Annotated in this window: 15 protein-coding genes and 1 tRNA gene; 7 read left to right on the top strand and 9 right to left on the bottom strand. The window is 58.0% G+C overall.

Annotated elements, in window-relative coordinates; all coding sequences use genetic code 11:
• Positions 1 to 135: 135 nt before the first annotated feature.
• Positions 136 to 870 carry a DUF1236 domain-containing protein gene (locus ACZ5C3_RS14195; RefSeq protein WP_464030647.1) on the top strand — a complete coding sequence of 245 codons (735 nt, stop codon included), beginning with the start codon at positions 136 to 138 and terminating at the stop codon, positions 868 to 870.
• Positions 871 to 945: 75 nt separating this feature from the next.
• On the opposite strand, the gene ACZ5C3_RS14190 is transcribed toward ACZ5C3_RS14195, so the two are convergent.
• Positions 946 to 1,413, bottom strand: a complete 468-nt coding sequence (locus ACZ5C3_RS14190) for a hypothetical protein (RefSeq protein WP_464030645.1) — start codon at positions 1,411 to 1,413, stop codon at positions 946 to 948.
• 568 nt (positions 1,414 to 1,981) lie between these two features.
• Here ACZ5C3_RS14190 and gmd point away from each other — a divergent pair.
• Positions 1,982 to 3,058, top strand: coding sequence for a GDP-mannose 4,6-dehydratase (gene gmd / locus ACZ5C3_RS14185; RefSeq protein WP_464030643.1), 1,077 nt, complete (start codon positions 1,982 to 1,984; stop codon positions 3,056 to 3,058).
• 203 nt (positions 3,059 to 3,261) lie between these two features.
• Here the strand turns inward: gmd and lptF are convergent, their stop codons facing one another.
• Positions 3,262 to 4,422: an LPS export ABC transporter permease LptF gene (lptF, locus tag ACZ5C3_RS14180; RefSeq protein ID WP_464030641.1), complete on the bottom strand. Its 1,161-nt coding sequence runs from the start codon at positions 4,420 to 4,422 to the stop codon at positions 3,262 to 3,264.
• A 177-nt stretch (positions 4,423 to 4,599) separates the two neighbouring features.
• Entirely contained in the window at positions 4,600 to 5,097 is a 498-nt protein-coding gene (locus ACZ5C3_RS14175) for a hypothetical protein (protein WP_464030639.1), read from the bottom strand.
• Between the two features lie 241 nt (positions 5,098 to 5,338).
• Here ACZ5C3_RS14175 and ACZ5C3_RS14170 point away from each other — a divergent pair, with 241 nt between their 5' ends.
• The 4 genes from ACZ5C3_RS14170 to ACZ5C3_RS14155 all read left to right on the top strand — a co-directional run bounded on the left by ACZ5C3_RS14170 (position 5,339) and on the right by ACZ5C3_RS14155 (position 7,599).
• A complete protein-coding gene (locus ACZ5C3_RS14170; protein WP_464030637.1) occupies positions 5,339 to 6,418 on the top strand; it encodes a D-TA family PLP-dependent enzyme in 1,080 nt (359 codons plus the stop codon).
• Positions 6,419 to 6,649: 231 nt separating this feature from the next.
• Complete coding sequence (locus ACZ5C3_RS14165; protein WP_464030635.1) at positions 6,650 to 6,958, top strand: PilZ domain-containing protein; 309 nt, start codon at positions 6,650 to 6,652, stop codon at positions 6,956 to 6,958.
• Positions 6,959 to 7,195: 237 nt separating this feature from the next.
• Positions 7,196 to 7,402, top strand: a complete 207-nt coding sequence (locus tag ACZ5C3_RS14160) for a hypothetical protein (protein ID WP_464030633.1) — start codon at positions 7,196 to 7,198, stop codon at positions 7,400 to 7,402.
• Between the two features lie 119 nt (positions 7,403 to 7,521).
• Positions 7,522 to 7,599 (top strand) — tRNA-Pro (locus tag ACZ5C3_RS14155).
• Positions 7,600 to 7,677: 78 nt separating this feature from the next.
• Here the strand turns inward: ACZ5C3_RS14155 and ACZ5C3_RS14150 are convergent.
• The 6 genes from ACZ5C3_RS14150 to ACZ5C3_RS14125 all read right to left on the bottom strand — a co-directional run bounded on the left by ACZ5C3_RS14150 (position 7,678) and on the right by ACZ5C3_RS14125 (position 12,231).
• Positions 7,678 to 8,373 carry a MerR family transcriptional regulator gene (locus ACZ5C3_RS14150; RefSeq protein WP_464030631.1) on the bottom strand — a complete coding sequence of 232 codons (696 nt, stop codon included), beginning with the start codon at positions 8,371 to 8,373 and terminating at the stop codon, positions 7,678 to 7,680.
• A 34-nt stretch (positions 8,374 to 8,407) separates the two neighbouring features.
• A complete protein-coding gene (locus tag ACZ5C3_RS14145) occupies positions 8,408 to 8,740 on the bottom strand; it encodes an integration host factor subunit alpha (protein WP_464044112.1) in 333 nt (110 codons plus the stop codon).
• Positions 8,741 to 8,871: 131 nt separating this feature from the next.
• Complete coding sequence (locus tag ACZ5C3_RS14140; RefSeq protein ID WP_464030629.1) at positions 8,872 to 9,849, bottom strand: beta-ketoacyl-ACP synthase III; 978 nt, start codon at positions 9,847 to 9,849, stop codon at positions 8,872 to 8,874.
• On the bottom strand, positions 9,846 to 10,907 hold the full coding sequence (gene plsX, locus ACZ5C3_RS14135; protein WP_464030627.1) for a phosphate acyltransferase PlsX: 1,062 nt from the start codon (positions 10,905 to 10,907) through the stop codon (positions 9,846 to 9,848). The genes ACZ5C3_RS14140 and plsX overlap by 4 nt, the downstream gene beginning before the upstream one ends.
• Before the next feature lie 179 nt (positions 10,908 to 11,086).
• Positions 11,087 to 11,677, bottom strand: a complete 591-nt coding sequence (locus ACZ5C3_RS14130) for a YceD family protein (RefSeq protein ID WP_464030626.1) — start codon at positions 11,675 to 11,677, stop codon at positions 11,087 to 11,089.
• An 11-nt stretch (positions 11,678 to 11,688) separates the two neighbouring features.
• Positions 11,689 to 12,231 (bottom strand): ubiquinol-cytochrome C chaperone family protein, encoded by a 543-nt coding sequence (locus ACZ5C3_RS14125; protein ID WP_464030624.1) that lies wholly within the window; start codon positions 12,229 to 12,231, stop codon positions 11,689 to 11,691.
• Positions 12,232 to 12,357: 126 nt separating this feature from the next.
• Here ACZ5C3_RS14125 and ACZ5C3_RS14120 point away from each other — a divergent pair, with 126 nt between their 5' ends.
• The gene (locus tag ACZ5C3_RS14120; RefSeq protein ID WP_464030622.1) at positions 12,358 to 12,843 is read left to right on the top strand and encodes an outer membrane protein assembly factor BamE; all 486 of its coding nucleotides are present in this window, start codon (positions 12,358 to 12,360) and stop codon (positions 12,841 to 12,843) included.
• The last annotated feature ends 39 nt before the right edge of the window (positions 12,844 to 12,882 follow it).

The following is a 12,882-nucleotide window of genomic DNA, read 5'->3' as shown; positions in this document are numbered from 1 at the left end:
AATTCGATTTTCTCTGTTCCTCAATGAACAAGCGTTCAGTAAATAAACGCTGACCTTTGCGAATAAACACTGACGTTTGCGGAACGGCAGAGGTCACTTCTCGTTGATGTTCGGGCAGACATCGAGGAGGACAGAATGAGGAAGAAGCTTCTTATTTCAGTTGCGACGGCTGCGTTGATCAGCGCGACAGGTTTCGCGACGGCTCAATCGCCAGGTAACGCACCAAGCGCAGGAGGCGCGTCGCAATCAGCTCCATCTGCGTCGCCTAGCGCGCCGTCAGGCGCTGGTCAGATGAACCGCGGAGAGACCACAGGCCAAGCCCCGAGCCGCAGCGGTTCGGAAAGTGGCATGAAGTCCGAGGGTGGTATGCGGGACTCTCAGGCCGATCAAATGAAGCCGGGCGAAAAGGCAACCGGCAAGAGTGCTCAGGACAACGAGCGGGCGACCGGCAAGAACGCTCCGGACAAGAGTGCTCAGGATAATATGCGCGGCGATCAGAAGAGCCGCTCCGACAGCACGATGGATCGTTCGAAAGACGGCATGAAGACCGAAAAGAACGCAACCGACAATAACGCAAAGAGCGGAACGACCACGGGACAGGCAGCCTCGGGTGGCAAGCTCACAACCGAGCAACGCACCCAGGTTCGAAGCGTCATCACTAAACAGAACGTAAAGTCGGTGACGAACGTCAACTTCTCGATTTCGGTTGGCACCCGCGTTCCGCGGAGCGGCGTTGAATTCCATACGCTCCCGGCTGAAGTCGTCACGATTTACCCTGATTGGCGCGGATATGAATTCTTCGTCGTCAACGAACAGATCGTGGTGGTGAATCCGCGGACGCTTGAGATCGTTGCAGTTCTCGAAGCGTAAGCGACAAACACATGCTATTGAAAAGCCGGCCTTCGGGTCGGCTTTTTTTGTGAGCTCTATCTTTCGAGAAAAATCTTAGCGGAATCGCTCTCTGCGAACGTTGTATGTCCACGAGCGCCGGCCATTACTGAACACCACGCGGCTAAACTGGAGAGACTTCGCTTGTTCAGGAATCTTCGCGCTGTCGGCTAACTGCATCGCCATTGGCCTTGTCATATTCGGCGATACGAAGCGGACAGTACTGTTGTCCCGTCCGGAGACCTCGACCTTCATGCCGTCGTCCCGCATCCGCTCGCCCATCGCATGTGCATAGAGTTGGCGATTGGCGATAGCGGCGATTTGCACTGAGGGCCTGAGGATCTCGAACTGCGCCATCCGCATGGCGCCAGCCATGGCCTGCGCCTGGGTATTTGCGGGATCTGCGGCGGCTGCCATCATCAGCCTCAATTCCATGCTTCGGAAGGCGGACAACGACACCGGCGTTTTGCTTCGGCCTCGCTTGTAGTCCTCGTAACTGGCTTTCAAAGCGCCGGCTTCGGCCATCAGCCGATCGAACGCAGCTTTTGCGTCCGCGGCTTTTTGCTCCGCCGGTGAAAGTGGCGGCGGTGTCGTCTCTGACGGCTGCGGCGTGCTTGAGGAGTTTTGGTCCGAGGACGGAGGCTTGGCTGCGTCCGAAGGAGTAGCCGCTTCTATAGACTTCGGGGTCTGTGCGGATGGCGAAACGCTCCCAGTCGTTTCTGTCGCCGCATCCCGGACCTCGCCCGGCTTATTCTGAGTTGCCGGCCCTTGAGGCGTCTGGCCGGCAACAAGACTTCCCGCGGCTACCGCCGCAAATATCCCTAATCCAATGGAGAGGCTCTTGCGTCGCAGCAAATCCACACCCAATCGTTAGGAGGAAGAAGGATTGGCGCCAATGTCCTGTAACGTGCCAAATGCGGTTTTGTTCGGTAAGACGTAGCAAGCTTGCCTCATTTTCTTGCGATTTCTGAACGGGTTCGGCAGCTTGCCTTCACCGGCCCGAGCCGTTAGGGGTGGCCTAAACTATCCTCCCGGCGATCATCAGTCCTCGCCGCACACCCCGGCGTAGCTGCTGCCCTTGGAGTCGAACCGAATGAAGGCACTTATTACCGGCGTAACCGGACAAGACGGATCGTATCTGGCTGAATTTCTGCTCGCCAAGGGATACGAGGTGCATGGCATCAAACGCCGCACATCGCTTTTCAATACCGATCGCATCGACCACATTTACGAAGGCCCCGAGGTGAAGCATCGGCACTTCGTGCTTCATCATGGCGATTTGACCGACTCCTCCTCGCTCATCCGGATCATGGAGGACGTCGCACCAGACGAAATCTATAACCTCGCGGCCCAAAGCCACGTGGCAGTGTCATTTGAAGAGCCGGAATACACAGCGAACTCTGATGCGCTGGGAACGCTGCGGCTATTGGAGGCCATGCGGATTCTCAAGCTGAAGGACAAGGCCAAATTCTACCAGGCCTCGACCTCCGAGTTGTATGGACTGGTGCAGGAAACCCCACAGAAGGAAACAACGCCCTTTCATCCCCGCAGTCCTTATGCAGTCGCGAAGCTTTACGCTTACTGGATCACGGTCAATTACCGTGAGGCCTACGGCTTCTATGCCTGCAACGGCATCCTGTTCAATCACGAGTCACCAAGGCGCGGCGAGACCTTCGTGACGCGAAAGATCACGCGTGCGCTGGCCCGCATCAAGCTAGGGCTGCAGGACACTCTCTATCTTGGCAATCTCGACGCCCTGCGCGATTGGGGGCACGCCAAGGACTACATCGAGATGCAGTGGCTGATGCTGCAGCAGGATCGCCCCGAAGATTTCGTCATCGCAACCGGTGTGCAATACAGCGTTCGCCAGTTCGTCGAGGTGGCCGCACGTATGCTCGACATCGATATCACGTGGAAGGGCAAAGGCATCGATGAAAAGGGCTACAACAACGGCAAGCTCGTTGTCGCCGTTGATCCGCGTTATTTCCGGCCCGCGGAAGTCGAAAGCTTGCTCGGCGATGCCACGAAGGCGCGCGAGAAACTTGGCTGGTCACCCAAGATCAGCTTCGAGGAACTCGTTGCAGAAATGGTCAAGGAAGACTTCACTGCGGCTGAGCGCGACCAACTGGTCCAGAGCGCAGGTTTCACGGCGTATAATTATCACGAATAAGACGATCATCATTCGATCGTCAGAAGCGACAAGCCGTCGATCTAGTGCCGCGGATTTGAAGTTCTTCCAAGTGAAGCCGCAAGCGCGATGAAGAACTTCAAATCTAAAGCGGCACTAGAATTATAGGCTTGCTAGTGCCTCTTTGATTCCGAAGTTCGCATCGAAGCAAGCCACAAGCCTGCGCGAACTTCGGAATCGGGACACTAGGACGCCTGCGCTCGCGCGGGCACTAAGCGATTGAGCAAGCGTTGCGCCCTCGCGAAAAGACCGGAGGGGGCATCGATGATCACGCCCCGCGCGATCAGCCAGAAGCTCCCGGCACAAATAAGCGCGAGCATGGCGTACTGCCCCATGATCGCCGTAGGCACCTTTGCCGACACCGTCGAAAAACCAAAACCCGCGATACGCACGACCAGAATACCGACGATCAGCACTGCGATCGCGAAATTGCGATTCTGTCTGTTCGTACGGGGAGCGCCAAGGGCTGCAAACGCCATAAGCACGAAGACGAACGGGTAAATCGGCGCGATAATTCTGTCGTGCAGCTCCGTGCGAAACTCCCCTGGCCTCTGCTGATACATCGGATCGTCCAGCGGCGGTGAGAGAAGTTCACCAAAGGAGCGTTCGCGCGCACTGTATGTGATGTTCTGGGCCATGTTCGAGAATTGCGACAGATCGAACGCATAGCTCTTGAACGCGACCAGTGCAGGATCACGCTTTCCGGCTTCAAAACGCTGGAGATTGCCATCCTGCAAAACCAGGAATGATCCCCTGTCATTTTTTTGGACGGTTCCACGATCGGCAAGGATATCTATTCGCTCGGCCGGATTTCGCTGGTCATCGATAAATATACCCATCAGAACGCCGCCGGGCTGCCGGCCATCGACGCGAATGGTCAGCGGACCCAGCTTCGTGAATTCACCCGGCCGAAGAATGTTGGTGAGGACATCCGCGCCGATCTCGGTCTGCCATTTCCTCAGCGCGCGCAGGCACTCTGGTGCGATGTAGATCGAAAGCGCCGCGACCAGCACACTCACCGCGCACGTCGCAATCAGAAACGGCCGAAGAAACTGCACCGGTGATAATCCGGCAGCGTTCATCACGATGATTTCGGAATCCGTCGCAAACCTGTTCAGCGAATGCATCACCGCGATGAGCAACGCGATCGGCGCGATGATCATGGCGAGGAGCGGAATGGCCAATCCCGTGACGCCAAGAAACACCAGGACGGACTGCCCCTGCCCGGTCATCAAATCGATGCCGCGCAAAGCCTGCGTCACCCAGATGATCCCCGTCAAGGAGACGAGAACCATCAGGAACGCCAGCAGCGTTGTCCGAATGGTGTAGGTGTCGATTGCCTTCATCTGCCACCCGGTTACAGCCCGGACGGAGGACCGTCAAGACAACTAACCGCTGTTATATCACTGAATTCTATAGATATTTCTTCATCAACGCGACTGCTCGCCTCACGATCGCCACCGATTGGCCTGTCGCAACCAATCGGCGGCATCCGCTGGCTATCGCCTCTCAGGCGTGGGCGCTTACGTGCGGGTCAGCGTGATATTGGCCCCCCTGAACTCGCTGCTATCGGAGCGGATCACAACAGTCTGCGAACTGCCACGCGTTGTTAAACTCAAATTCGCGGAAAATGTCCCTGCGCTGACAGTCACTTGGAAACGGCCGCCCGATGCAGTCCCTTGAAGCTCACCGCTGATATTGCGCGTCGCTTCGCTCCAGGTCCCGGACAGTCGCCCGCCGCTTGCGACGACGTTGCTTGAGAGCTCGATTTTATAGCTGTCACTCGCGCAACGCAGGGTTTGCTGCAAGCCGTTGCCATCACCTCTCACTGCATAAGTCGCCCGGCAACGAATGGCTTCGCGGGCTCCGCCTTCCAGCGAAATCGTGCCCCTTCCCGACCAGACGCCTGACATTCCTGCGAATGGCTGCGAAGACTGCGCCATAGATTCGGTGGCAACCAGTGACAATCCCAGAACAGCCGCTGCTGTCACACCTTTTCCGACCGATCCAAACGAAAACATCTGTGCCTCATATTTGCCAAGGCCTGCACCATCCACAGGCCACATAGAGTTAAGAGCGGTTCTTCACTTTTAAAGAGCCGTCGAACTCCTTGGCATGATCGGCTCAGAATGAAGGTGGAATTTAGGACGACGTATGCCGAAGCCGGCCGGAGCGGGCTTCAATCCACTAGCGAATAAAGCTAGGCTCGCTCTCGTGGCGAGGATCGCAAGCCGCTGATGTCATGAGAGATACGGAGACGTTGTGACCACCCCGCTCGCCGCAAAAATCGCCAAAGAATACGGCACGCCTGCACTTGTCATCGATATGGACCGCGTCGAACGGAATATCGCGCGCATCCAGGCCATCTGTGACACGGCCGGCGTCGCCAATCGGCCGCATATCAAGACGCATAAGAGTCCCTTCCTCGCGAAACTTCAAATGCAGGCCGGCGCTCAGGGCATTACGTGCCAAAAGCTTGGCGAAGCCGAAGTGATGGCGGAAGCCGGCCTCGACAACATCCTGATCAGCTACAACTTGATCGGCGAGGAAAAAATCGCTCGCCTTGGCGCCTTGCTGGCAAAGACGAATGTGACCGTGGCAGCGGACAATCCTGTCGTGATCGCGGGATTATCGAACGCAGGCATCGCCGCAGGACGCCCTCTCCCTGTCGTGATCGAATGCGATACCGGCCGCAAGCGCGCGGGCGTCGAAACACCGGCAGAGGCGATCGGTCTTGCCAGACAGATCTCCAATACACCTGGTCTCTCCTTCGCAGGCTTCATGCTGTATCCGACCGAGGCAGGATGGCAGGAGGCGCAACAATTTTATAACGACGCCTTGAGCGGCGTCCGGCAACTCGGACTTCATCCGGAAATTGTATCGACCGGTGGCTCACCAAATTTAAAGAACGTTGGAAAGCTCGACGGCGCGACGGAGCATCGGCCTGGCACTTACATTTACAATGATCGCATGCAGGTCGCCGCGGGCGTTGCCACATGGGACGACTGCGCTTTGCATGTCTATTCCACCGTCGTCAGCCGTGCCGCACCGGAGCGAGGTATTCTCGACGCCGGCTCCAAGACTCTCACCGCCGATTCCGGCGGTCTCGATGGCTACGGACTGATCCTTGAACATCCGGAAGCGAAGATCGCGCGTTTTGCCGAAGAACACGGTTTTCTGGACCTGTCGACAACCAACAGCCGGCCAGCCGTGGGTGATGTGGTGCGCATCGTGCCCAATCACGTGTGTGTTGTCGTCAACATGGCTGACGAGGTGGTGATGGTTCGCGGTGACGAGATTATCGGCATCTTGCCGACTGCCGCGCGGGGAAAACTGCGCTAGTTTTTTTTTGCAGGAGGCGAAATAAATATCGTCACCGCCTTTAATGAATTTTCAATATCCTTCGGTAGAATAAATCCATTAAATTTTTAAGTGCGGCTCTTTAAGTGCGAACTCATGGCGTCGATCAATGAGTGGGCGCCAAATTAATTAGCGAAGTTTGTTGTTGAAATTGCTGTACCCGGCAAAATTGCCGGCCTTGTTGATGCAGCCAGCACCGCGAAAGGTGTAGAAATGGGCAGCGAGCGGCGAGTTTGTACGCGCGTCGATTTTGAAAGCGGCATTGGCGTCCACATCATGGCGATTGATGGCACTTGGCGTCGCGAGTGCCTGATGAAGGACGTGTCCGCCTCCGGCGTACTTTTAATCATCAAGGATCCGGTCGCCGGATTGGATATCAGGGAGTTTTTTCTGCTGTTGTCGTCAACCGGTCTGGCCTATCGCCGGTGTCAGATGGTTCGGCTGAACGGCAATCAGATTGCCGCGCGTTTTTTAAAACCCGAAGTTAAAAGAAAGTCGGGACGCATGAAATCAATAATCTAGAACTGAAGAAATCAGAACGTCCTGCAGCCCGATCACGCCCAGCTTTGTTTGTGGTCCGTACTTCGCTCGATAAAAGTATCGCGCGTGGTCCAAAATAGTATCGCGCGTGATCCAATTTGTGGGATGGAATGTCGTCAACCTGGTGTAAAAAACACTCGGTCGGTCGTTGCGAAGTGAATCCATACCCGTTGATTTGCTGCCTGGCCAATCCGTGTAGGCTTGGGGAGCGAATGCGTCTTGAAGCTGAAGAACACCGAGATCGTCATCTTCGATCTGGAACTCGACATCATCAATTCCCTGGCGAACAAGCACGGCCTTGATGAGCTCAGTTGCGATATGGCGTCGCCGGAGTTCCACCACCGGCTGAGCGAAATCACCCATGCCGCCCGGCTTGAGGATATGACGCTTTCTGATCCGGCCCCCTCGAAATTGGGACAAGCGTAAGCGATTGGACCTGGATTGAGACCTTCTGAGTCCCGTGTACAGACCGAGAAAACCGGGCGCCAGCCTCCTTGCGCGAACGAGCGAACGACGGTACAGCAGCGGTGCCGTCTGGCACGGTTCGGAGCGTAGCGCAGCCCGGTTAGCGCACTAGTCTGGGGGACTAGGGGTCGGAGGTTCGAATCCTCTCGCTCCGACCATTGATTTTTCAAGAGAACCTCATCCGGAACGCCGCCTGCCCCATCAAGGGACCGGGTGTATCCGCCGCCCCTTAAGCCCTACCCCTCCTTCAGAACCTCGTCGATCAGAGCTCGCGCCCCGATCAGGTCATCGAGTGCGGCCTGCAGCTTGCCGCGATCGGACGGCTTCACACCGCCAATGCCATTGTTGCTGTTTCGGATGCTTGGCGGGGCATAAGCCTCAGCGCCGGACGGCCCGCTGCCCAACGGGCTGGGCTGCACAGGTTTGGCAATGACAGGGCTGGGCAATACCGGGCCATGGAGGACCGCAGCGTCGCGCAGCCGGGCCCCGCGATCAAGAGCTGAGAACGTGGACGGGAATGACTCGTGACCGGCCTCTTCGTCACCATCCTCGTCGTCATGGACCGCATCATCCTCAACGCCGTCCATCTCCTCGGGCGCTGTCTCGTCGTGGAGCGTCTCGACAAGAGCCGGTCCGTCGAACAGCGCGGGAGGCCGCTCCGATGCATCAGTCAAGTTCTGCACAGATTTAACGCCATGCTCGCGCAGGATGCGCTGCACACCACGGATTGTATAACCCTCGCCGTACAGCAGCCGGCGAATCCCGCGCAACAGGTTGACGTCGTCGGGGCGGTAGTAGCGGCGACCGCCGCTCCGCTTCATCGGCTTGATCTGGTTGAACCGGGTTTCCCAGAAACGCAGGACGTGCTGCGGCACGTCGAGGTCATCGGCGACTTCGCTGATCGTCCGAAATGCATCCGGCGCTTTGTCCAAATGCATGCTCCTTGCTGAGGGCCGTCCCGCTCAGTCAGTCGTCGGAACCATTGGCGCTTTCGGCGCTGTGATTGCCGTTGATCCGCTGCTTCAGGATTGCCGAAGGCTTGAACACCATCACGCGACGCGGAGAAATGGGAACTTCCGTTCCCGTCTTTGGATTGCGGCCGATTCGCTGGCCCTTCTTACGCACCATAAACGAACCGAACGATGAAAGCTTCACTGTCTCGCCCTTCTCAAGGCAGTCAGTGATTTCCTTCAACACCAATTCGACGAACGCAGAGGATTCCGTGCGCGACAGCCCTACCTTCTGGTAGACGGCTTCGCACAGGTCCACACGTGTGACTGTCTTTCCGGTTCCGGTCATCGCCCGCCCCGCTCACGGCGAAAAAAATCTAGTCTGAAATTATGAGCTTAGTGAGCGAGGGTCAACCTTGCTCATCAATGCAACGGCATGAAGTTTATAGCTAAAATACGGTCGGCATTTTAGACAAATGCCTACCAGCGCAATAGCGCGGAGCCCCAAGTAAAGCCGCCACCCATCGCCTCGAGCATCACGAGATCATTCCGCTTAATGCGTCCGTCGTCAGCGGCCGCTGCAAGCGCAAGTGGAATCGACGCCGCCGACGTGTTGCCATGGCGATCAACAGTCAGCACGACCTTCTGCGGCGCAATATGCAACTTCTTCGCAGATGCATCGATGATGCGCTTGTTGGCCTGGTGCGGAACCAGCCAGTCGATGTCTTCTGCGGTTGTACCCGTTGCCTCGAACGCATCGACGATCACGTCGGTGATCATGCCCACCGCATGCTTGAACACTTCGCGCCCTTCCATCCGCAGATGCCCCACGGTCTGAGTCGTCGATGGTCCGCCGTCCACAAACAACTTATCCTTGTGGCGCCCGTCAGAGCGCAGATGAGTTGTAAGGATGCCGCGATCGGCTGAAGTTCCCGCCTGCGGCTGGGCTTCCAGCACCACCGCGCCGGCTCCGTCGCCGAACAGCACACAGGTGCCGCGATCGTTCCAGTCCAGAATGCGCGAGAAGGTTTCGGCGCCGATCACCAGCGCACGCTTGAAGGCGCCGTTCCTGAGAAAGTTGTCCGCAGTGGCAAGTGCGAAAATAAAACCCGAGCAGACGGCCTGAAGGTCAAAGGCGGCGCCATGGTTGATGCCGAGCCCGTTCTGGATCGCCACCGCGGTTGCCGGAAAGGTGTTGTCCGGCGTCGATGTCGCGAGCACGATCAGATCGATCGACTGTGTATCGATCCCCGCTTTGGCGATCGCGGCCTGTGCCGCCTTCAGACCAAGGTGCGAAGTGAACTCTCCCTCCGCCGCCATATGGCGCTGCTGGATGCCGGTACGCTGGACAATCCAATCATCCGAGGTGTCGACCATCGTCGCCAATTCGGCATTGGTCAGGATGCGCTCCGGCAGATAAGCGCCGTAGCCAAGCACAACCGAACGCATCACAGTCACGAGACAGCCTCCTGCGCGCTCGGCACCTTGGAAAGTGCGTTGCCGTCGCGGTTAAGTGTATGATTGATTTTTGGCAGGAGATCGTAGCGAACCATGTCGTAACCCACATCGACAGCAGAGGCGAAGCCTTCCGCGTCGGTGCCACCATGACTCTTGATGACCACACCGTTCAGTCCCAGAAAAACACCACCATTGACCTTGCGAGGGTCCATCTTGTCGCGCAACGCATTAAAGGCGCCGCGCGCAAAAAGATAACCGAGCTTCGAGCGCCAGGTCCGGCTCATCGCACTGCGCAGATATTCCGCGATCTGACGCGCGGTGCCCTCAGCAGTCTTCAACGCGATATTGCCGGTGAAGCCCTCGGTCACGATGACGTCGGCGGCACCTTTGCCGATGCCGTCGCCCTCGACGAAACCGATGAAATCAAGCTGAGGCAGGTTCATGGCACGGAGCAGATCCGCAGCCTCGCGAACCTCCTCGACGCCCTTCACTTCCTCGACGCCGATATTCAGCAGACCGACGCTCGGACGCTCAAGATCGAACAGCACCTGGGCCATCGCACCGCCCATGACCGCAAGCGACGCGAGATGGCGTGCGTCGCCGCCGATGGACGCGCCGACATCGAGCACCACCGATTCACCGCGCACCGTCGGCCACACCGCGGCGATGGCCGGGCGATCGATTCCCGGCAGCATCCGCAGGTTGAGTCTGGCCATGGCCATGAGTGCACCGGTGTTGCCGGCCGAGACGGCAACATCCGCCTCGCCATTCTTGACCGCATCGATCGCCAGCCACATGGAGGACTTCTTGCGGCCGCGCCGCAGCGCCTGACTTGGCTTTTCATCCATGCTGATGGCGATGTCCGCGTGAACCACCCGTGAAATCGCCTTCAAGGCCGGATGCTGCTCCAGCTGGGCATTGATCAGGGTGCTATCGCCGAACAGCAGGAATTCCACATCCTGATGCCGCGTCAGCGCCAGTGCCGCCCCCGGGACAACCACCGACGCACCGAAATCGCCGCCCATGGCGTCAAGCGCGATTCGAACCTTTTGCGGCATGGGCGTCCTGGAAACCTGATTTTTGCGGCCTTAAAGAACCGCGGGTTGGGCCTGAGGCAAAGGCGGACCAAAACACGGTACCGGCCCCCAGCCGGGCAGCGACAATAGCGTTTTCGTTGTCTGACACAACGCCTTGACCGGGCGGAGCGGTTCGGTCAGTGGCCCTATACCCGGTTTCTTCACTTCTTCCTTGGCTTCTTGGCCTTGGAGCCTGGGTCGGCCTCCTTAAGCGCCTTCAGGGCAGCGAAGGGGTGTTCCTCCGGGTCCACGGGAACTTCCGGCGGGACAAACTCCGCCCCAGGCTTCCGTGGATAGGGATCTAGTCCTAGAAACAGGAACTCGGTCGCCAACACGCCGAGATCGATAAAGCCGTTGACGATGGGCTCCGGCGGATCGGGAATCTCGAACTCTTCCCCTTCTTCCGACTGCACGACCTTCGCGCTCACCGGGATCTGCGAGGGCGGCGCGAACATGATATCAATCGGCTCATCGACATCGTTCTCGACCGGATCGAGGGTGACCACACAGATCTGTTCTACACGCCCCTGCACGCGCCCGGTGACGTGAACCTGGCCACCCGGCGCATGGGCCAAATTCAGTTCGGCCCTCGCTTTCATCACCGCAGGCAGGTCCCCGAGGACTGCGATCGCGGCACGCTGCTCGGCCGAGGTTTCCAAAGTCTGATGTGAGCCCTGCTCGGGCAGCTGAGCCACCGCAAATAGGAAGCTCCAGGGAATCATCTTGTCAGTCATCTCGCCCGCTTTGCTCATGCTATCGACACTTAAGAATTAAGCATCGGCTTGGGAAACGTCCACGCCCCCGAGTAAAGAGCCTTGGGCTCCGCGGCATTGAGAGCCGCACTGACCTCCCGCACATAGTTTGCAAGGACGCGGGCGCTGTCCGGGAATTCACCGTTGAGGACATTGCGCATCAGCGCCTTGGTCAGCTCCTCGTCCCCGGCCTCAAACGCCATGTCATAGGCGGTGGATCGACCATAGAAAGCCTCGCCAAAGGCCTGCATCTTTTTCGGCACGGTTAGATCGCCGACCCCCATTTCACGCAAATTGTCGTCCATATCGGTGCAGAAATGATCGAACAGGGCCTGCGCCAGCTGTTCGCTCCCCTCCACCGACCGCAAACGGCGCAGCACCAGCCACATATGGAGAATGACCATATCCAGCCGGCCATTAACCGTATCGCGCACGTTGAGGCTTTCGTAAAAGTCCGGTTGTCGCGCCTGCGCCACGATCATGCCATAGATGGCTTCAATGGTGCCGCGCGACGGGGCCTGAGAATTTTTGAAGCGATTGAAGGGCCAGAGCATTTTTGGTTCCGCGTTGAAGCTTTAGGGACTTATTAGATAACCCGTGGCTTCTGGAGTGTTGAAATCGGAAGCCCTGCCCGGTACGTCAACGCTTCGATCGACGCAAGAGGAAGGTCAATCCCAAGTATGACTGTTACCGGTCAAGCTGGTCCTGCGACCAAAGGCTGGCACGGCTTTATTGCCGGCTGGCGGAAATTGCGTGCAATCGCTGTAGTGGCTGTCGTCTGCGGCGTCCTGGGCGCCTGCACAGGCGAACAATTCCAGAAGGGCTACATCCTGCCGGACGGCGCGCTGGAGCAAATCCCGATCGGCGCCAGCCAGGATCAGGTCCTGATCGTGATGGGCACGCCCTCCACCGTCGCGACCCTGAGCGGCGAGGTGTTCTATTACATCTCCCAGCGCTCAGAGCGTAAAGTCGCCTTCATGCCGCAGAGCGTGGTCGACCAGCGCGTGATCGCGATCTATTTCGACAAAAACCGAACCGTCCAACGTATCGCCAATTACGGGCTCAAGGACGGCAAGATCTTCGACTTCATCAGCCGCACCACGCCGACCAGCGGTCAGGAAATGAGCTATCTGACACCGCTGTTCAAACTCCTCAGTCCAAAGTAATCGGCGGCCTGTGACATCATGAAGCCCCGCAGCAGTGCT

The organism is Afipia dichlorophenoxyacetatis (assembly GCF_055386385.1).
This window is presented reverse-complemented; position numbering and strand designations above follow the sequence as displayed.